Genomic DNA, 17,774 nt, shown 5'->3' with positions numbered 1-17,774 from the left:
TGTAGGGTGTGGGGTGTGGGGTGTGGGGAGAACAAAGCTGCCTTTTGCCTTTTGCCTTTTGCCTTTTGCCTTTTGCCTTTTGCCTTTTGCCTTTTGCCTTTTGCCTTCGTTATAACCATTGTTGTAATTCCGGCCAACCCAAACCCTGACGCACGATATCCGGTTGATCGCTGGTAAAATCAACAATTGTTGACACTTCCGAACCGGGAGCCGAACCATCTTCGATAATTAAATCAACTATATGATCGAGGGCATCGAATAGCCTAGGGGTTTCTAATCCCTTGGTGGGAAAATCCCCCTCCTGATCGGGAAGATGGGCAGAACTAGAGATAATAGGATTTTCTAGGGTTTCGAGAATAGTGCGACAGATAACATGATCGGGAACCCGGATACCGGTGGTTTTCCGCTTCGGATTCATCACCACTTTCGGCACTAATTTAGTCGCCGGTAAGAGAAAAGTGTAGGGACCGGGTATAACTCGTCGCATAATCTTATAGGCATAATCGCTGACCACTGCGTACTCGGAAATATTCGACAAAGAAGAACAGAGAAACGTCAAGGGTTTATCATTAGATAGTTGCTTGATTTGGCGAACTCGTTCGACGGCGGATTTCACATTGAGATCGCAACCGATCGCATAGACGGTATCGGTAGGATAAAGCATAATTGCCCCATTTTTCAGGGCATGACAGATTTCTTGGATAGAACGTTGTTGGGGATTTTCCGGATGGAGAGAGTAAATAGTAGCCATGATAGCAAAATCGTCGCCTATTGGGATTGTCCCACGGGAATCGCCGGGGATATGTGTTTAGGGGCGTTAGTAGATTTAGGAGTCCCCTTAGAATACCTGATTGCACAACTAAAAACTTTAGGAATTGAGGATGAATATCAGTTAAGGGCCGAAAAAGTGCATCGTCGCGGTCAAATTGCTACTAAGATTCACGTCGATGTCACTGCCGAGAAGTCTGCTGATCATCACCACCATCACCATCATACCCCCGCTCGCCATTTACCGGAGATTGAAAATTTAATTAAACAGGCAAATTTACCCCAGAAAGTCCAAGAATGGAGTTTAGCGGTTTTTCAACAACTTGCGATCGCAGAAGGGGCTGTTCACGGGATCGCACCGGAAAAAGTGCATTTTCACGAAGTCGGGGCAACCGATGCCATTATTGATATCGTGGGGACTTGTTTGGGTTTGGATTGGCTATCGGTGAGTGAATTATACTGTTCTTCTCTACCCACCGGCGGCGGTACAGTTCAGGCCGCCCATGGTCGTTTACCAGTTCCCGTGCCAGCAGTAGTACAATTGTTCAGTCAGGGACAAGTACCAATTTATAGTAATGGCATCGAAGCGGAGTTAGTAACACCTACGGGGGCAGCTATTGTGACAACTTTAGCTAAAAGTTTCGGTAAACCGCCGAAAATGCAGTTAGAAAAGGTCGGTTTAGGAGCAGGGACAAAAGATTTACCGATTCCCAATCTTGTCCGGCTTTGGTTAGGGAAAAAAGAATCAGAAAAGCTAGATGAAAGCGAAACCGTGGCAGTTTTAGAAACTCAAATTGATGACTTAAATCCGCAAGCGATCGCCTACTTAAGCGAGTCTTTATTACAAGTGGGTGCCTTGGATGTATTTAGTCAAGCAATTACTATGAAAAAATCCCGTTTGGGAATACTTTTGACAGTAATTTGTGGCTTGGATAAAATTGCTATTTGTGAAAATATGATCTTTCAGGAAACCACAACTTTAGGCATTAGAAGGACAATTCAAGAGCGATCAATCTTAAAAAGAGAGATACAATCGATCGATACTGTCTATGGACAAATTCGGCTAAAAGTTGCCTATAAAGAGTCAATTAATCAACCGATTACCGTACAACCAGAATACGAAGATTGTGCCGCAATTGCCCGTCAGCATCATCTACCTTGGCGATTTGTTCATCAAATGGCCTTGGCTATTTGGCAAGAAAAAAATCAGTCTTGACAGCAGGGCAATTTTATCATAAAACTGCTAAGTAATAGGACAAAATTAACTTCTTGGTTAGGATAGGCAAAAGGCAAAAGGCAAAAGGCAAAAGGTAGTTAGATATGTGTAATTAATTTTGCTTAGGTACTTATATCCATTGTTCAAAAGCTATTTTCAGGAAGATAATCCCACTTTAAAACCTGTTCTTGGCTAAAAGGACAATCAACTGGAAAAGTTTCTTTTGGTAAATTAGTTTCATTTACCGTCCCTCGCACTGCTTTTTGATAACATTCTGCGAAAATATCGGCTAAATAGGGTTTTAAGCTAGGACTATCCCTGAAAATAAGCTCTAATTGTTCTCTTTGTTCATCAATGGTATTTATCCAGCTATTAGTTCGTTTTTTTGGTTGATATTGCCATTTAAGTAAGTGCATCAAGAGAACTTTTAAACGGACGAATACCTCCCGTCTATTATTACGTCCCATATCGGATATTTCTTCGATTAAGTTATCTAAATCGAGGGCTGCTAAATTACCCTTTTTTAAGTGATTTACGGTTTGCTCAAGCCACAAATTAAAATCTGTTTCATAAAGCTGAGATAATTGATTTTTCATGTTGATAATATCCCATTTAGAAGTGGGTGCTAACGCACCACTCTCTTAACTGTAACCGTTCAGGGGAGGTATCAAGCAGTCAGTAACATTGACGATGATAAGTTTCACTCCATACAGATACTGGCTCTCTTATTCTTTGTGTGATAAGTTTAACGTATATAGGAGCGATCAATCTTTGTGTCCTTTGTGTCTTTGTGGTTCGTTCCACTCCCTCGCTGGCAAGACCTTATCTTAGAATACATTTTACCCACCAAACCCAAAAGAGCCAGATACCTTCTCAAGGAGCCATTTTTGACTGACTCTGACCTATCACTTTTAAACAGGATTTAGTATTAGCCAGCCCCATGTACAATCAAAAATACTAAATTTAACCAATAAAATAAGGACGCTGCCAATTGCGTCCTCAAGGTATCTGGAAAAGGCTTTTTTCCTAGACTTTCCGAGAGTAGTATTCCACTACTAACAGTTCATTAATCGAGAGGGCAATCCATTCTCTTTCCACAACGCCATTCACTTTGCCCACGAGGGTGTTTTTGTCAAATTCCAAATGACTCGGCAGATTGGCTAAACCGGGGTATTCCATATTTCTTTTGACTAGATCCTGGGAACGCTCTTGATTTCTGACTCCAATCACATCACCCGGACGGCACTGATAACTAGCAATATCCACAACTCTACCGTTAACGGTGACGTGACCGTGATTGACTAATTGTCGCGCCCCCGGAATTGTCCCGGCCATACCGAGACGGAAAACGGTATTATCCAGACGCATTTCTAAGAGTTGCAGCAGCACCTGACCGGTGGAACCGGTAGCCCGGCGAGCTTTGCGGACATAGCGAACTAATTGTTTTTCGCTGACACCGTAGTTAAAACGCAGTTTTTGTTTTTCTTCTAGACGAATGGCATATTCTGAACGTTTTTTGCGGGCCTGGCCATGTTGCCCCGGTGCATAGGCACGACGGGCATTTTTACGGGTTAGGCCCGGTAATTCCCCTAAACGACGCACAACGCGCAAGCGCGGTCCTCTATAACGAGACATACAAACAGTCTGCTCCTATTTAAATTTATCCCAAAACTATCATCATAGCACAAATTAAGTAATTTAGTTGGGGTGTGGGGTGTGGGGTGTGGGGAGAATAAATAAAATAATCTCCTATCTCCTGAATACTGAATACTGACTCCTGACTCCTGACTCCTGAATACTGACTCCTGACTCCTGAATACTGACTCCTGACGGCAGCTGATGTATTTTTTTCATTAAAGATGAGGCTAATCTCCGCCATCTTAGGGCATACTGTGAGTGTAACGAAGCACTATATTATTCAGGTTGCTTTCCCACTCCTTCCCTAGCTGAATCTCTATCTTGGAGAAGCCATTAGTCATGATCGAAATGAAAGTCGCTGGAATTGCCCTAGACGCTATCACTCGCAGTCCCATTGTACTGCTGAAGGATGGTTCCGAGCGTCGCGCCCTACCTATCTACATCGGACAAGATCAGGCTAAGGCCATTATCACCGTCCTCGAACAACAAAGACCCCCTCGTCCTCTTACCCACGATTTGATCGCTAATATTTTTAAAGCTTGGGACATGGATTTAGAAAAGATTATCATCCATTCTCTCCAAGATAATACTTTTTATGCTGTTCTCTGTCTCCAGCGCGGCGAAGTCAAAAAAGAAATCGATTGTCGTCCCAGTGATGCGATCGCTATTGCCCTGCGTACCAACAGTCCCATCTGGGTAATGGAAGAAGTGATCGCTTCTGCTTCTATTCCTGTTGATCGTGATGCGGATGAAGAGGAACGTCAAGCTTTTCGCAATTTCGTCTCCAATCTTAGCCCCTCAGATCTGATCCAACGTCGCGGTGATTTTAGTGATCAGTGATCTTGAAGCGGTCAGCCGTCGGCTAGATAAAAATGATAGTAACAGGGAAATTACGGCGGATTCAGGCTTAGTCTGGTAGATATTCTAAGTGGGAAGGCTTATCTAATCAGGAGTTGTCTGTGCCAGATGGATAAGCTGTACTAAATTTAAACTGCGTATTGAAAATTTTAGTACAAATGCTCAAACTGCCTCTCCCTGCTCCGCAGCTCTGGCGCTCCCTTGCAGTCTTAACGAGTATAGTCATTTCAAATAAGTGTGATACAGTCTAGACCGACAAAATCCTTAAAAACTCTGGGATTGATATTCCCAATTTTAATTGAAATGACTATAACTCTATAGTCATCGACTCGAAGCTTGAAAAGACCAGTCAAATTAGCACTGAAAGCTTGAGGACTAAAATTGGCAAAATTGTCCGACAACAGGCGAACTTTACCGAAAATTTGCTCTTGAATAATTGCAGGGAGTGCTGCTAAACCAGCGATTGCTTCGGCTGTAAATTCTACCAAGTAGGCTATTACCAATTTAAGCCTAGTTTTTTAGCTACTTCCTCGGCTGAAATCTCCCTTTCTCCCTTTTCAGTCTGTCTTAGAGAGTCAAGAAATTGCTGCTTAATTTCAAGTTTCACTTTTTTGTCTTGGTCAGACTCGAGTAGGATAGATTGGATAGTTTCGGCAACTATAATCTTCTCAAAGCAACGATTGGCTCTAATTTAGCGGCACGATGAGCGGGAACAACACCGAAAATCAGACCGATGGCACTGGAAACTCCTAAAGCGAGAATTATGGCGGGGATTGAGACACTGGTGGTTAAAGCGGCAAAAATTCCCGCTAGATACATTCCTTGAATGCCGACAAAAATGCCGATAATTCCGCCAGTGGTAGCTAAAATCACCGATTCAATGAGGAATTGACCTTTTATATCCCCTTCTTTCGCTCCTAAAGCCTTTCTTAACCCGATTTCTTGGGTTCTCTCCGTGACTGACACGAGCATAATATTCATGACACCGATTCCCCCGACAAAAAGGGAAATACTAGCGATCGAGGCTAACATTCTAGTTAAACTATCGTTAGTTTCTTTGGCCATTTCTAGGATTGCGGTTTGGGGGAAAATCTGCACATAATTCTCGTCGCTGACCTGATGACGCATTTGCAGCAGGTTGCTAATCTGAAACTGGGCGGCTTTAATTTGGCTGGAGTTTTTGGCCAAGACAGAAATATGAGTTAGGGGAATGCCAAAGATAGAGCTGCGGCCTTGAACCCGATTAGACATGGTAGTTAGGGGAATTAAAGCTCGATCGTCCTGATTAGCCTCAAATAAGGAGCCTTTCGCCTGTAAAACTCCAATGACTTGAAAACTAAGATTGCCGATGCGAAGATTTTCGCCCACGGGATTGCGATTACCAAAGAAATTTTTAGCTAATTCCGATCCCAAGACAATCACGCGATTATCCCGTTTCAGGTCAGATTCCATAATAAATCTACCTTTAGATAGTTGACGGTTACGCACATTTAGGTAATCGGCTCCCACCCCGACTAGGGGGCTATTACTGGTTCTATTACCGAAGGATAAGATTGTTTTCCCGCTCAATTCGGGAGAAATGGCGGCAATGGCGGGAACTTGAGATGCGATCGCTTGAGCATCTTCGTAGGTGAGCGGCCGGGGATTAGGAATTGTCCGCCGGACATTGCGCGAGGAGGTGGAAACAAATAAAACATTCGGACCGAGGGCTTCAAACTGCTCTAGGGCGACTTTTTGCGCTCCTTCACCCACTCCCACTAGGGCAATGACGGAGGCGTTACCGATAGCAATTCCCAGCATAGTTAGACCACTACGCAGTTTATTGGCCATCAAAGCGGAAAAAGCCATTTTCAGGTTTTCGAGCATTTCCATGGTTAGTTATATTCAGTAATCAGTAAACAGTAATAAGTAAACAGTAAACAGTAAACAGGGATAAAGATGAAGATATAGCGTTTTTCAGTCTGCTGAGGTACAAAAGTTATGGGTTTTAGGCAAGAGGCAAAAGGCAAAAGGGAAGAAAAACAAGTGTACCTCACTAGCTTAGGAAACGCTATAAATAAATAACTAATTAACTAATTCACTTACATCTGATAACTAAATAACTAATTAACTTAAAACTTACATCTGATAACTGATAACTGATAACTGATTAGCGTGCGGAAATTTGGATCGTTTCTGGTTTACTTAAATCGCCGGTAATAGTTAAACTGCGCCGATTAGCGTTGAGATGACGGACAATTTTATAGATAGCTTCAACTTGGTCACTAGCCCCGATTTTTGCCGCTAGAGTGGCTAGGTCGAGAGAAGTGCCCGTTTCCCGGACAACTTGCACGATTTTTCTTTGTAAATCCAGAATAGAAGCGGCGGCTTTTTTCCCTGCTTCTACCCCGGGTTGATGGTAGGCGTTAATGTTAACTAAACTAGCATAGAAACTAACGGCCCGTTCGTAGAGGGCGATTAAGGCCCCTACCTGACGGGGAGTGACCTCTGGGATAGTGATAGTGATAGAGTGACGACTATTTTCGTATAAAGCTTGTCGAGTACCTTGCAGTAATCCTGAGAGGAAATCGCCAGCAGTGGAGCCAGTTTCCACTTCGATGGAATCTCCTTGTCGGTCTTTTAACACTTCAATAAAAGTGGCGAAGAAATTGGGAATCCCTTCGCGTAATTGTTGGACGTAGGCGTGTTGGTCCGTAGAACCTTTGTTACCATAGACGGCGATACCTTGGTACACCTTATTACCATCGAGGTCTTTTTCTTTACCGAGGGACTCCATGACCAATTGTTGCAGATAGCGGCTAAAGAGATAGAGACTGTCTTTGTAGGGCAGAATCACCATATCTTTCTCTCCCTTGCCGTTGCCCTCATGATACCAAGCTAGAGCAAGTAGGGCGCTAGGATTTTTTTTCAGGTTATGGACGCGGGTGGCGATGTCCATTTCTTTGGCCCCGGCTAACATTTCATCAATGTCGATACCCTGCAAAGCGGCCGGGAGAAGACCGACGGCGGATAGTTCTGATGTACGACCACCGACCCAATCCTGCATGGGGAAACGAGTTAGCCAATCTTGGGCGTGTTTGTCCAGTTGGCTACCAGGCATAGTGACGGCGACTGCGTGTTGGGGAAAGTCTAAATCTTGTTTTTCGTAAGCGTTGCGGACTTCTAACATTCCGTTTCTCGCTTCGGGAGTGCCGCCGGATTTACTGGTGACGATAACCAGGGTGGTAGCTAGGGGTAAATGGGCTAAGGTGCGATCGATGCCTTTGGGGTCGGTATTATCAATAAAAGCAATCTCTAAAGCGGGAAAATCGGGGGATAGAGCCTCGGCGACGAATTGGGGACCCAAAGCAGACCCCCCGATGCCTACACAGAGAACATGGGTGAATTTTGACCGATTGGGCGGCTTAATTGCTCCGGAGTGAATTTTCTTGACAAATTCTTTGATCTGTGCTAGGGGTTCAGTGATTTCGTCCCGCAATTCCTGGTTAGGAGCGAGTTCAGGAGCGCGCAGCCAGTAGTGGCCGACCATACGCTGTTCGTCGGGATTGGCGATCGCACCCTGTTCTAAGGCTGCCATATCTTGGAAAGCACGCTCGAATTTTGCTTCTAGACCTTTGAGAAAAGCCTCATCGAAGGGAATCCGACTGACATCGAGATAAAGTTCTAGGTTAGGGTGATAGTATAACCAATCTTGGTAACGTTGCCAGAGTTGCAGATTATCCATAAAAAAAAGCGAAATTTTTGTTTAATTACTCGTTTAGGGGAGATAGGATTCTATCCTCTCCAATCATCATACAGGTAGTTTTAGACTAGAAGTTGACGGTTAAGCATATATTAGGGGTTGGCAAAATGTTAACAGTGACGGAACTATCCCCTAATTGTTCGGTTTGCTGGTGTTGGCTGTTGATTTTTTAACCTTTCCTATGGCTATCTACTCATCCCCTCTCAAAATCGGTAACTTAGAAGTACATAGCCGCGTCTTGCAATCACCTTTATCCGGTGTCACCGATTTAGTGTTTCGGCGCTTGGTGAGACGCTTTGCTCCTGATTCGATGCTCTATACGGAGATGGTTAACGCGACAGAAATCTCCCAGCTGCAAGAGTTACCGCAATTGATGGTTATCGGGGACAAAGAACAACCAATTAGTATGCAGTTATTTGATTGCCGTCCCGATTTTATGGCTGTGGCGGCGGAAAAAGCGGTTAAAGAAGGAGCGATGACCATCGATATTAATATGGGTTGTCCTGTTAATAAAATTACTAAAAAAGGCGGCGGTTCTTCCCTTTTACGACAGCCAGAAATTGCCGAGCAAATTGTTAGGGAAGTGGTGGGAGCGGTATCGGTGCCAGTAACGGTGAAAACTCGCTTGGGATGGAACGCTCAGGAGATTAATATTATCGATTTTGCCCGTCGTTTGGAAGATGCGGGAGTGCAAATGTTGACCCTGCACGCACGCACTAGGGAACAGGGTTATCACGGGCCGGCCGATTGGCAATGGATTAAACGGGTGAAGGAGGTTTTATCGATTCCTGTCATTGCTAATGGTGATATTGTTTCTGTGGAAGCGGCGATTAATTGTTTGGAATTTACTGGGGCCGATGGGGTGATGTGTTCGCGGGGAACCCTCGGTTATCCCTATTTAGTGGGGGAAATCGATTATTACCTCAAAACAGGCAAAAAGTTGCCGAAACCCACCTCTATTGACCTGTTAAGCCTAGCTAAAGAGCATTTACAGGGGCTATGGCTATATAAGGGACAACGCGGGATTTGGCAAGCACGGAAACATCTGGCTTGGTATTGTCAGGATTTTACCGGTGCGGCGGTTTGGCGCGATCGGTTTTCGCGCATCGAATCTCTGGGGGAGGGCTGTGATTTAATTGATGGAGCTATTGCCCAATTAAACCTTGAAAACGAGAATATCTACAGATAACGGTGCTACAAGCTGTAGGTTTTTACGAACCTTTTGCTGGTTCGTCAGCATCATCGACAAGGTACATTTACTACCTAAGCCTGCTCACGGGTTTCAGCTTCATGGCGCAATTTGCTTGACTGCTCCTAACTATCGATAATATCAGGTCGGGAGCCAATAAACCCAACGCTGAGAAGGTAAAATACCCCCATATTTGCTACATCCGATCGCACTCCCGTCCGTCGCTGTGCATAGACGTTTTTAGCTTATTATCATTTACTTGAATCAATGAGCATGGTGCTTTCCCCAAAATCTATCGCTGCAGCGGTAGGAATTGCATGAGGGAACGCACCCTACCAGAGCAGCGATCATACTAATCATTCTGAACGCTCGAATTCTGTCTCCTAGCGCGTATTTGTTCTAGAAGAATATAAATCTCATCTAAGAATTCGCTACCTAGATTTACCAGTCGTGATTTATCTTTAAGAGTATATTGCCCTAGCCAAGTATTAAAAAAATCTGAACCTGAATAATTATTGACTCTTTCCCGAGTCAGAGTTTGTGAGGATTTTCTAACCAAATTTAATCTTCTCGATATATCTTTGATGGCATAAAAAGGATTTTTTAGGTATTTACGCCATTTTCTTTGCTGCATCTTAAATTGTCGCTCGTTAGAGATGATCGAACTTTCTAAAGCAAGAGCTAATTCTTTGAGCAACTGTTCTGAATCTTCTGTTGCAAGCAGAGAATTTCTTTCACGAATTATAATAATTAATCTTTTGCTGAATCTCGCATGATGATATTGCGTAATTAAATTTAGTAGCTCTTGTGCCGTTATAAAGGATGGACGTATTTTTAGCCACTTTTGCCATTTAATCCAATCTTGGATATAGGAAGAAATAAAGGAAATAAAATTTCCTATTACCGTAAGAGGAATGAAACAAACAACAATAATTGAGTAAGAAAAAAATAGTATTTTACTTATCACGGAATCTGGATTATAAATACACCAAAACATAATCACAAAAATAAGCAAGCACAAAAAAGTTACAAAAGCTATCACTTTGAATTTAGAGATTACATATTTTATCAGTTCTCTGAATTTAATAATAAAATATAATACGGGAAATAAAAGTAAGAAAGCCCACCAAAATGGATGGGTAAATTGTCCTGTATTTGCTGCTAATATAGCAAAAATAGACCAGAGCAATGGAAAAAATATTAAACGAATATATATCGGAAATCCACCCAGGAAAAAAGATTTACGATGACTTCTTAAATAACTTGTATAACTTGCTTGAAATACTGCGGAACTCGATGAAAAAAGATTAGTATAATAGAGGGATGAGAGATTAATAGCATATACGAAATAGGGAAATTTACGCAATGTAAGATGAGACATGAATAAAAGAGGAGCAACAGCAAAAAGAGCAAAAAGAACAGATAGTTCAGATCTTGCAAGCATTAATGCTCCAATCACCCCAAAAAATACTCCTATGTGTAGGATAATATCAATAGGACTAATCCACTTCAAAAGCCGTAATATATTTATATATCGTGATGCCTGATCGAGTCGAGACAGATGTGCATGAGTAGCAAAAAATTCCTTATTCAAACGATTGCGAGCGAACAAAATCACAAGTGCTTGGCGAATATCTGCCGCAATATCATCTGGAATTTGGCTAAGTCGTGCAGTTTGTCGATAGGCAACTTCTTTTAACCATTGACTTTCACTTGCAAAACCATGACGGAGCAACCAAAGTAAAACAGGTTGAGGCGTAATTCCTGCAACTTCCAAACTCCATTTCTGATCTGCAAGAGTTCCTTCACTACTGGCTGTTAAAAGAAAACGTCCTGCTTGCATTTGAATATCATCGGGTAACTCTTTAATTCGACTGATAAAACCATCTTGTAAAAGTCCCAGCAGAGGAAGTAAACCATCAGGCCAAGCAAAAGGTTTAGGCGCTGAGAGATTTTTATTAATTGTTTCTGGATTCACATAACCGACTGGATCATCAATCAGTCCAGATATATTCCCAGCTATCTCATCAAGCAAATATCTGGCCTCTGCCAAAATAGGGGCAAAAACTTCGGGCGGCTGTGTCTGGAAAATAACAACGGCTGTTTCTCGCCAGCGACCATCAGTTAATAACTGTCTAGGACTGATTCGATTAAGATCGCTGAGAACAACACAGGTAGCAAAATATTCCTGAAACCGACGGTGAGCAAAAGTAAAAAATTGGGAGTCACCTGCTACTATTTGAGCTTCAGAACGGGCCAGTTTGAGATACTCTAAGGCATTCAAATATTGCTCTAAATTGCCTCTTAACTTAAAACCAAGCCGACCCATTGCCCCCCGAATCCCTTCACGGGCTGGACTAAGTCCTAAGTTCGGGTCTATAGACATACAAAAAGCTACTTTTTCTGCGGCTGTTCTTACCTCAGCAGGCGTAAGCTTAAAACGTCTTTGCAAACGATCTGCATCGCGGGTAAGTCGCTTTTCTAAATAATTTTCAAATACGCTATGGGTATTTTCGGGAAAAGGACTTCCATCTCGCATATCTTCGCACAAGATACCTAAAAACATCGGATTCTTAGTCATATCCTGAATTTCTTGGGGAGCAATTCTAAGTCGTCCGTTTAGTTCTTTCTCTATCCTTGGTTCGAGTTCTGCTTTGCGAATCAGTTCCCAACGGCGACTTTCTAAAGGCAAAATGCGAAAACGAGGCCAACCCAAATGTTTGGGTCCGCGAAATTGACGGGAAGCAATAATTCCGCGACATTTATTAAATCCGCTCAAAAAATCGTCGATCGCTTCAGCATAATTTCTGATCGTTGTATCTGCTTCAACTGAACTTAATACTTCAGGCAATTCATCAAAAGAATCAAAAAGAAATAACCAAGTTCCTTCCTGAACCCCTTTTTGAAATTCTTCGTCTAAGAATTGCTCAATGTCACGATCATTAACTCGATTTAATTCTTGTTTTACAAAGTATTCTATCAACTCTCTGTTAATTTTAACTTTGGAGGAACGTTCCAGTTTTTTCAAATTGATATATAGAGGAATAACACTCTTTATACTTTTATCTTTCATCGAACGTTGAGCTAACTTCTCAGCAACGTGTCGGAGGGCAACGCTTTTTCCTGAACCAGGTTCACCTTCTACTAAGATGAGTCTCTCACTACTTAATTCAAGGGCTTTAGAAAGAGACTGTTCGCGGCGTAGTCCCCTCTTAGTTGATTGAAAAAATGGCAGTATGAAAAATTTTACTTGCTTTCCTTCAGCTTCAACCTCTGCTTCCAACTCAGTAAAGCGATAGTCTTTCCACTCCTCACGGCTGTTTAACTGTCGAATCTCATGTTCTATGTAATCAGCAAATCTTTGTCTTTTAAGAAGACGCTTTTTTTGCTCTTGATTGTAATATAACGGTCTGATTTGCTCTGTCCATATTTTTATGATCTGGCTAATAACAATAAGTCCTCCCCAGATTGCCAATAGGCAAAAAATGAGAAGTAAAATATAGTTAAATAATGAAGATAGCCAAGGAGGCAGAGGCTTCTTAATAATTTCTTCAATTATTTTTTTAAATGCCTCAACTAGCTTGAGTAAATCTTCTGGTTTCATACTCTGTTCTCTTAATGATTAGATTAGTAGTATCTAAAACAGGTTAGCGATGTCATGTTTCTGAAAAATTATTATTACAAAAAAGATAAATATTTTCTTGTAATTTTACGATTTATCCCTAACATCGCTTACCTAGATTTTATTGGAAAATATCCAGATTGTCTAGCCTGCATTATTCATGAAGATTTGGGAAAATCATCAAAAGCCTTGCGAGAAAAGGGCTGATTCAAGTCTGAATTGAATCACTGTCTGATCTACCTTCATAGAATACCTCATTCGGGGTACGATAGGTCGTAGACATTGCTGCTAGACGGAGTGCCTCACTAATAGTTTTATTAGCTGTTGCCTGCTCCTGACTATCGATAATATCAGGTGGGGAGCCAATAACCCCAACGCTTTCCCAATAAGCAACTAGCTCTGGCCCTGTTTTAGGAGGATTTTGAAGAAAAGGGCGAAAGGAGAGAACACGCAGAATATACTCTGATAAAGGCAATTTGAGATGAGAAGCTTCTGTAGATAACTCATTCTCTAGCTCTGAAGGTAAATCTAGGCTGATGTTCACGGTATTTCCTCAACGTTCAATGACCTGTCTTTGATTATATCGGAATATATTCAGTTAAACGAAGGGGTTGAGTTTCCTTGCGTAAAACCAGCCTAGGGCTGTGATTTAATTGATAGAGTTATCGCCCAATTAAACCTTGAAAATGAGAATATTTACAGATAACGATCGCACTGACCCGCTATCATGAACCTTGAATAATATTATTAGTCTAACTCTCGGTCGGGTGCAGTGATTGGTTAGATCGCTCCTAATTCTTACCTATAATCTTGTCATACTCGGAGTGCGACCCAACCCAGAACCAAACTATCTTTTCTTCATCTGACTTCTTAATCCCTAATGCTCGCCATCCAATGCCGACTCTGACTGACCAGATTTTTTCTCTTGGTTTCACCTCTTTGAACTCTAGGCTGGGGTGAAGTGGATTTTCTTTCCAAATCTCGTAATTTTTCTTGGCTGTTTCTTGTACCCTTTGCGGCAAACTGAGAAAAAGTTGACGAAACCTCTTGGTTCTGGCTGACTTCATTCTTCTCCAAAACCTTTATCTTCTGTTCTCCCCTCTTGTTCTTCTATCAGGGCTTCCTGTGCCATTGTTATTAAAGCTCCCAATTCCAGATCTTCGTTAGAAAGGCTTTGCTGCCATTTTAATTCACTTTCAATGTCTTCCAGCAATTGTTGAGCAAGTTCATCCTGAAGAGACTCTGGCAGTTTCTGGATTTCTGTGAATGCTTTTTGCAACAGAGTAGTCATATTTTGTTAATGTTTTACAGGCATCGGACTATTTTACCACCTCCCGAGTCGAGTCATCCCACTATAACCTCACGGATTACTGCTCCGGGTAGAAGGTCGATAGCATCAGGTTGTAAATAAAGCTCGATCGCCTCCTGTATATTGTTGAGAGCTTCCTCTTGTGTAATACCGGCAGATGTGCATCCGGGCAGTTCCGGACACCAAATTGCCCATTCGTTTGTATCGGGATCGGGTTCAAGTATCACTCGCCATTTTATAGGGACTAAATCCTTAGAGAACTACCCAAGATGATAACAGATGGACTCTTCTAGGTTCTGTGTGATAAGTTTAACTTACAATATGATTGGTCGATCTTTGTGTCCTTTGTGTCTTTGTGGTTCGTTCCACCCCCTCGCTCTTGAGGAATGTATCTTAGAATACATTTTACCCACCAAACCTGGGAGAGCCGGCAAATTAGAAAATTCCCTTAAGCTTCTAATTCATGACCTTAAGTTTAAGGATGTTCCAGTTCCCTACACTTTTGCTTGATTCATCTTTACATCTGACAACGCCTATCCTCTTGCCAGTAGCTGTTGAAAAGCAAAATGATCAAATCCTAGAGAACCGCTTGGATATTTGTTTGATTCTTGGCCAATTCTGCCAATGTCATTCCCTTTGTAAGTCGTTCAATTTCACTGCATCAGCTTAATTCCTTGCCAATGAATCAAATAAAGACAAAGACTTTACCGCTAGTTTTGGCAACTATTCTCGGTGTGAGAGGAGGAGGCAGATTTTGCTGCCGTTTCCTCTTGATAGCTAAGACAGGATTAGTTTTTGCGGTAAAAAATCTTACTGCCTTGGTCACTGACAAAATGACAATTGCGGTAGGACCGCCAGAGAGATCTGAAAATCGGTTCTTTCGAGACGCGATAATAGTCTCCTAAGACGGGACGGATAGCCTCGGTTGCTTCTTGGAGATGATAGTGGGGAATAGTGATAAAAATATGATGGGCGACGTGGGTACCAATTTGGTGATGGATGGGATTAAAGATGCCATAATCGCGATCGATGGTAGAAAGCGCTCCTTTGAGAAAGTACCAATCTTGACCGCGATACCAGGGAATATCATCTTCAGTGTGGTGTAGGAATGTCACTAGGTCCAACCAAACCACAAAGACGATATAGGGCATGATGTAGTAGTTAAACAGAAACCAAAAGCCGTAGCTGATACCCACCCCGATTAATAGACCTAACATGAAGGTACAACAAACGGTGCTAGTCAGTACCTGCCACCGTTCCGAGGGGCGAAAGAGGGGGCTTTCGGGCATAAAATGGGACCCCTGTTTATTAGGAGAACGACGGAAAAGATAGAGGGGATAAACAAATAAAATTAGCTGAAAACGAGCTAATTTTTCGTACCAAGCCATATTGTTATACTGGGTTTCCGTGACGGGATACCAACTTTCATCGGTGTCGATATTGCCAGTATTAGCGTGATGGGTGCGATGACTGATGCGCCAACCGTGGAAAGGTACGAGAATAGGAGTATGACTGAGATGACCGATTAAGTTATTTAACCAACGATAACCGGAAAAGGAACCGTGACCGCAATCATGACCGACGACAAATAAGGCCCAAAACATGGTTCCCTGCATAAACCAAAAAAGGGGGAAGAACCATGCTTGATTAATCTGGTAAGTTATCCAGTAAAGTAGGGTAATGATGCCAATATCAAAAAAAAAGTAGGCTAAAGAGCGAAAAACGCTTGATTGGAAGCAACGGGCCGGGATAGCTAGACGGACATCCTGTAGGGTAAATGGCAAAAATTCTCTTTTTAGGGCAGGTTTAGGTAGGGTTTGGGACACTAGGTTATAACTTAAGATGGATAACAGGGCAGTATTGACGAAGGCTTGAGTAGCTCAAGTTTTCTGTTTCTCGGTGCGCTATCTTTTCTCTATCTCAGCTAGGAGCAGATAAAACCGAGCGATCGAGCGAATTTCGTCTAACTCACTGGAATTTTATTGTAGGGCTTAATGTAACTTAACAAAAGCCCCTAGGGAAAGTCCCCAGAAGGGTCGTTAGGAAGTACATTCCCTGTTTTATAGTTCAAGTCCGTTAAAACCCAAAAAAAGGGCGAACAAAATTCACCCTAACAGATAAAGTAATCATCCTACAAACTGCCGATGAACTGATCAATGCGATCGAATCCTTTTTCAATCGTCTTTAGGTCTGTAGCATAGGAAAGACGAATACAATCATCAGCACCGAAAGCAATACCGGGGATAGCGGCTACTTTTTGGGTTTCGAGGAGTTTCTGACAAAAATCCCGGGATTTTAAACCAGTTTGACTAATATCGATAAACACATAAAAAGCACCGTTGGGAGTAGGACAATTGAGTCCAGGGAGCGATCGCACTCGTTCTAAAATATACTGTCGGCGCTCGCTAAAAGCTTTGACCATTTCCTCGATGCAATCTTGGGGACTCTCTAAAGCAGCGATTGCACCGTACTGAGCAAAAGTGCAGACATTGGAGGTACTATGACCTTGGATCTTAGTCATAGCCTTGACAATTTCCACCGGTCCTGCTATGTAACCGACGCGCCACCCCGTCATCGAGAAAGCTTTAGCAAAACCATTACTAATAATACTGCGCTGAAAGATTTCCGGACCAAAAGAAGCGATACTGCGGTGAATTGCGCCATCGTAGAGGATTTTCTCGTAGATTTCGTCAGAAACCACTAAAATATCCTTTTCAACCACAATTTTTGCTAAAGCTGCGATTTCTTCGGGAGTATAGACAATACCGGTGGGATTAGAGGGAGAATTGAGAACAAATAATTTAGTTTTCGGTGTAATTGCCGCTTCTAGCTGTTCGGGGGTGATTTTATAGTGATTCTCTAGGCTAGTGTTGACTATAACCGATGTTCCTCCCGCTAACGTCACCATTTCAGGATAACTCAACCAGTAGGGTGCGGGAATAATTACTTCGTCCCCCGCTTCAATTAACGCCATGATTAGATTGTAGAGAGACTGTTTACCGCCATTGGTAACGATGACATTATCGGCATTGTATGCTAGTTGATTATCCCGCAGCAATTTCTCAGCGATGGCTTTTCTTAACCCCGCTTCCCCGGCAGCCGGTCCGTAGCGAGTTTTTCCCTCATCGAGGGCCTTTTTCGCGGCAGCTCTGATGTGAGTGGGTGTGTCGAAATCTGGCTCCCCGGCGCTAAAACTACAGACATCTTCGCCGTTTTTCTTCATTTCCTTGGCCAGAGAGTCGATAGCTAGGGTAAGGGAGGGGGTGACTTGATTGACTCGTGACGCTAGTTTCATAGTATTTTACCCTGAAAGGGCTTTTCTGATGACCTACACAACCTTTAGTATTGTCCATCACCTCGATTGTTCTGGGTGTTTTTTTATATAATCTCCGGAATTGCGGCGCTTAGGGATGGGTGTGGGGTGATGGGGTG

General features: G+C 42.6%; 16 protein-coding genes. 3 read left to right on the top strand and 13 right to left on the bottom strand.

Annotation, left to right across the window (positions count from 1 at the left end; genetic code table 11):
• Positions 1 to 109: 109 nt before the first annotated feature.
• The gene (locus PN470_RS05780; RefSeq protein WP_002735809.1) at positions 110 to 751 is read right to left on the bottom strand and encodes an L-threonylcarbamoyladenylate synthase; all 642 of its coding nucleotides are present in this window, start codon (positions 749 to 751) and stop codon (positions 110 to 112) included.
• Here PN470_RS05780 and larC point away from each other — a divergent pair.
• Positions 728 to 1,984: a nickel pincer cofactor biosynthesis protein LarC gene (larC, locus tag PN470_RS05775; RefSeq protein ID WP_272103992.1), complete on the top strand. Its 1,257-nt coding sequence runs from the start codon at positions 728 to 730 to the stop codon at positions 1,982 to 1,984. The two genes, PN470_RS05780 and larC, sit on opposite strands and share 24 nt — an antisense overlap.
• Positions 1,985 to 2,127: 143 nt before the next feature.
• Here larC and PN470_RS05770 read toward each other — a convergent pair whose 3' ends face one another.
• Positions 2,128 to 2,580: a DUF29 domain-containing protein gene (locus tag PN470_RS05770; RefSeq protein WP_272103990.1), complete on the bottom strand. Its 453-nt coding sequence runs from the start codon at positions 2,578 to 2,580 to the stop codon at positions 2,128 to 2,130.
• Positions 2,581 to 3,010: 430 nt separating this feature from the next.
• Positions 3,011 to 3,619 carry a 30S ribosomal protein S4 gene (rpsD, locus tag PN470_RS05765; RefSeq protein ID WP_002737433.1) on the bottom strand — a complete coding sequence of 203 codons (609 nt, stop codon included), beginning with the start codon at positions 3,617 to 3,619 and terminating at the stop codon, positions 3,011 to 3,013.
• A 342-nt stretch (positions 3,620 to 3,961) separates the two neighbouring features.
• Here rpsD and PN470_RS05760 point away from each other — a divergent pair, with 342 nt between their 5' ends.
• A complete protein-coding gene (locus PN470_RS05760) occupies positions 3,962 to 4,462 on the top strand; it encodes a bifunctional nuclease family protein (RefSeq protein ID WP_002736902.1) in 501 nt (166 codons plus the stop codon).
• 245 nt (positions 4,463 to 4,707) lie between these two features.
• On the opposite strand, the gene PN470_RS05755 is transcribed toward PN470_RS05760, so the two are convergent.
• From PN470_RS05755 to PN470_RS05745, 3 genes are all read right to left on the bottom strand, one after another.
• On the bottom strand, positions 4,708 to 4,968 hold the full coding sequence (locus PN470_RS05755; RefSeq protein WP_002752364.1) for a type II toxin-antitoxin system RelE family toxin: 261 nt from the start codon (positions 4,966 to 4,968) through the stop codon (positions 4,708 to 4,710).
• 169 nt (positions 4,969 to 5,137) lie between these two features.
• Positions 5,138 to 6,352: an ABC transporter permease gene (locus PN470_RS05750; RefSeq protein WP_271935171.1), complete on the bottom strand. Its 1,215-nt coding sequence runs from the start codon at positions 6,350 to 6,352 to the stop codon at positions 5,138 to 5,140.
• A 277-nt stretch (positions 6,353 to 6,629) separates the two neighbouring features.
• Entirely contained in the window at positions 6,630 to 8,204 is a 1,575-nt protein-coding gene (locus PN470_RS05745; RefSeq protein WP_271935170.1) for a glucose-6-phosphate isomerase, read from the bottom strand.
• Positions 8,205 to 8,403: 199 nt separating this feature from the next.
• Here PN470_RS05745 and dusB point away from each other — a divergent pair, with 199 nt between their 5' ends.
• Positions 8,404 to 9,411, top strand: a complete 1,008-nt coding sequence (dusB, locus tag PN470_RS05740; RefSeq protein ID WP_272103987.1) for a tRNA dihydrouridine synthase DusB — start codon at positions 8,404 to 8,406, stop codon at positions 9,409 to 9,411.
• 352 nt (positions 9,412 to 9,763) lie between these two features.
• Here dusB and PN470_RS05735 read toward each other — a convergent pair whose 3' ends face one another.
• From PN470_RS05735 to PN470_RS05705, 7 genes are all read right to left on the bottom strand, one after another.
• Entirely contained in the window at positions 9,764 to 13,015 is a 3,252-nt protein-coding gene (locus tag PN470_RS05735; RefSeq protein ID WP_272103984.1) for an NACHT domain-containing protein, read from the bottom strand.
• A 226-nt stretch (positions 13,016 to 13,241) separates the two neighbouring features.
• Complete coding sequence (locus PN470_RS05730) at positions 13,242 to 13,577, bottom strand: hypothetical protein (protein WP_130758536.1); 336 nt, start codon at positions 13,575 to 13,577, stop codon at positions 13,242 to 13,244.
• 247 nt (positions 13,578 to 13,824) lie between these two features.
• A complete protein-coding gene (locus PN470_RS05725) occupies positions 13,825 to 14,100 on the bottom strand; it encodes a ParE family toxin-like protein (protein ID WP_002752377.1) in 276 nt (91 codons plus the stop codon).
• On the bottom strand, positions 14,097 to 14,324 hold the full coding sequence (locus PN470_RS05720) for a hypothetical protein (protein WP_002735837.1): 228 nt from the start codon (positions 14,322 to 14,324) through the stop codon (positions 14,097 to 14,099). The genes PN470_RS05725 and PN470_RS05720 overlap by 4 nt, the downstream gene beginning before the upstream one ends.
• 53 nt (positions 14,325 to 14,377) lie before the next feature.
• Positions 14,378 to 14,581 (bottom strand): type II toxin-antitoxin system HicB family antitoxin, encoded by a 204-nt coding sequence (locus tag PN470_RS05715; RefSeq protein WP_036395404.1) that lies wholly within the window; start codon positions 14,579 to 14,581, stop codon positions 14,378 to 14,380.
• A 549-nt stretch (positions 14,582 to 15,130) separates the two neighbouring features.
• Positions 15,131 to 16,168, bottom strand: a complete 1,038-nt coding sequence (locus PN470_RS05710; protein ID WP_103111631.1) for a fatty acid desaturase — start codon at positions 16,166 to 16,168, stop codon at positions 15,131 to 15,133.
• 305 nt (positions 16,169 to 16,473) lie between these two features.
• Positions 16,474 to 17,637 (bottom strand): pyridoxal phosphate-dependent aminotransferase, encoded by a 1,164-nt coding sequence (locus PN470_RS05705; protein WP_271935165.1) that lies wholly within the window; start codon positions 17,635 to 17,637, stop codon positions 16,474 to 16,476.
• Positions 17,638 to 17,774: the final 137 nt, after the last annotated feature.

Origin of the sequence: Microcystis sp. CS-574 (assembly GCF_028329095.1) — a bacterium.
GTDB classification, from domain to species: domain Bacteria; phylum Cyanobacteriota; class Cyanobacteriia; order Cyanobacteriales; family Microcystaceae; genus Microcystis; species Microcystis ichthyoblabe_A.
The sequence above is the reverse complement of the archived record's forward strand: the minus strand, read 5'-3'. Positions and strand labels throughout refer to the sequence as shown.

Bases quoted from the DNA above. Each gene is read 5' to 3' on its own strand.
- PN470_RS05745 (WP_271935170.1), bottom strand. From the start codon at position 8,204: ATGGATAATCTGCAACTCTGGCAACGTTACCAAGATTGGTTATACTAT.
- PN470_RS05750 (WP_271935171.1), bottom strand. From the start codon at position 6,352: ATGGAAATGCTCGAAAACCTGAAAATGGCTTTTTCCGCTTTGATGGCC.
- PN470_RS05720 (WP_002735837.1), bottom strand. From the start codon at position 14,324: ATGACTACTCTGTTGCAAAAAGCATTCACAGAAATCCAGAAACTGCCA.
- PN470_RS05705 (WP_271935165.1), bottom strand. From the start codon at position 17,637: ATGAAACTAGCGTCACGAGTCAATCAAGTCACCCCCTCCCTTACCCTA.
- larC (WP_272103992.1), top strand. From the start codon at position 728: ATGGAGAGAGTAAATAGTAGCCATGATAGCAAAATCGTCGCCTATTGG.
- dusB (WP_272103987.1), top strand. From the start codon at position 8,404: ATGGCTATCTACTCATCCCCTCTCAAAATCGGTAACTTAGAAGTACAT.
- rpsD (WP_002737433.1), bottom strand. From the start codon at position 3,619: ATGTCTCGTTATAGAGGACCGCGCTTGCGCGTTGTGCGTCGTTTAGGG.
- PN470_RS05725 (WP_002752377.1), bottom strand. From the start codon at position 14,100: ATGAAGTCAGCCAGAACCAAGAGGTTTCGTCAACTTTTTCTCAGTTTG.
- PN470_RS05780 (WP_002735809.1), bottom strand. From the start codon at position 751: ATGGCTACTATTTACTCTCTCCATCCGGAAAATCCCCAACAACGTTCT.
- PN470_RS05770 (WP_272103990.1), bottom strand. From the start codon at position 2,580: ATGAAAAATCAATTATCTCAGCTTTATGAAACAGATTTTAATTTGTGG.
- PN470_RS05735 (WP_272103984.1), bottom strand. From the start codon at position 13,015: ATGAAACCAGAAGATTTACTCAAGCTAGTTGAGGCATTTAAAAAAATA.
- PN470_RS05760 (WP_002736902.1), top strand. From the start codon at position 3,962: ATGATCGAAATGAAAGTCGCTGGAATTGCCCTAGACGCTATCACTCGC.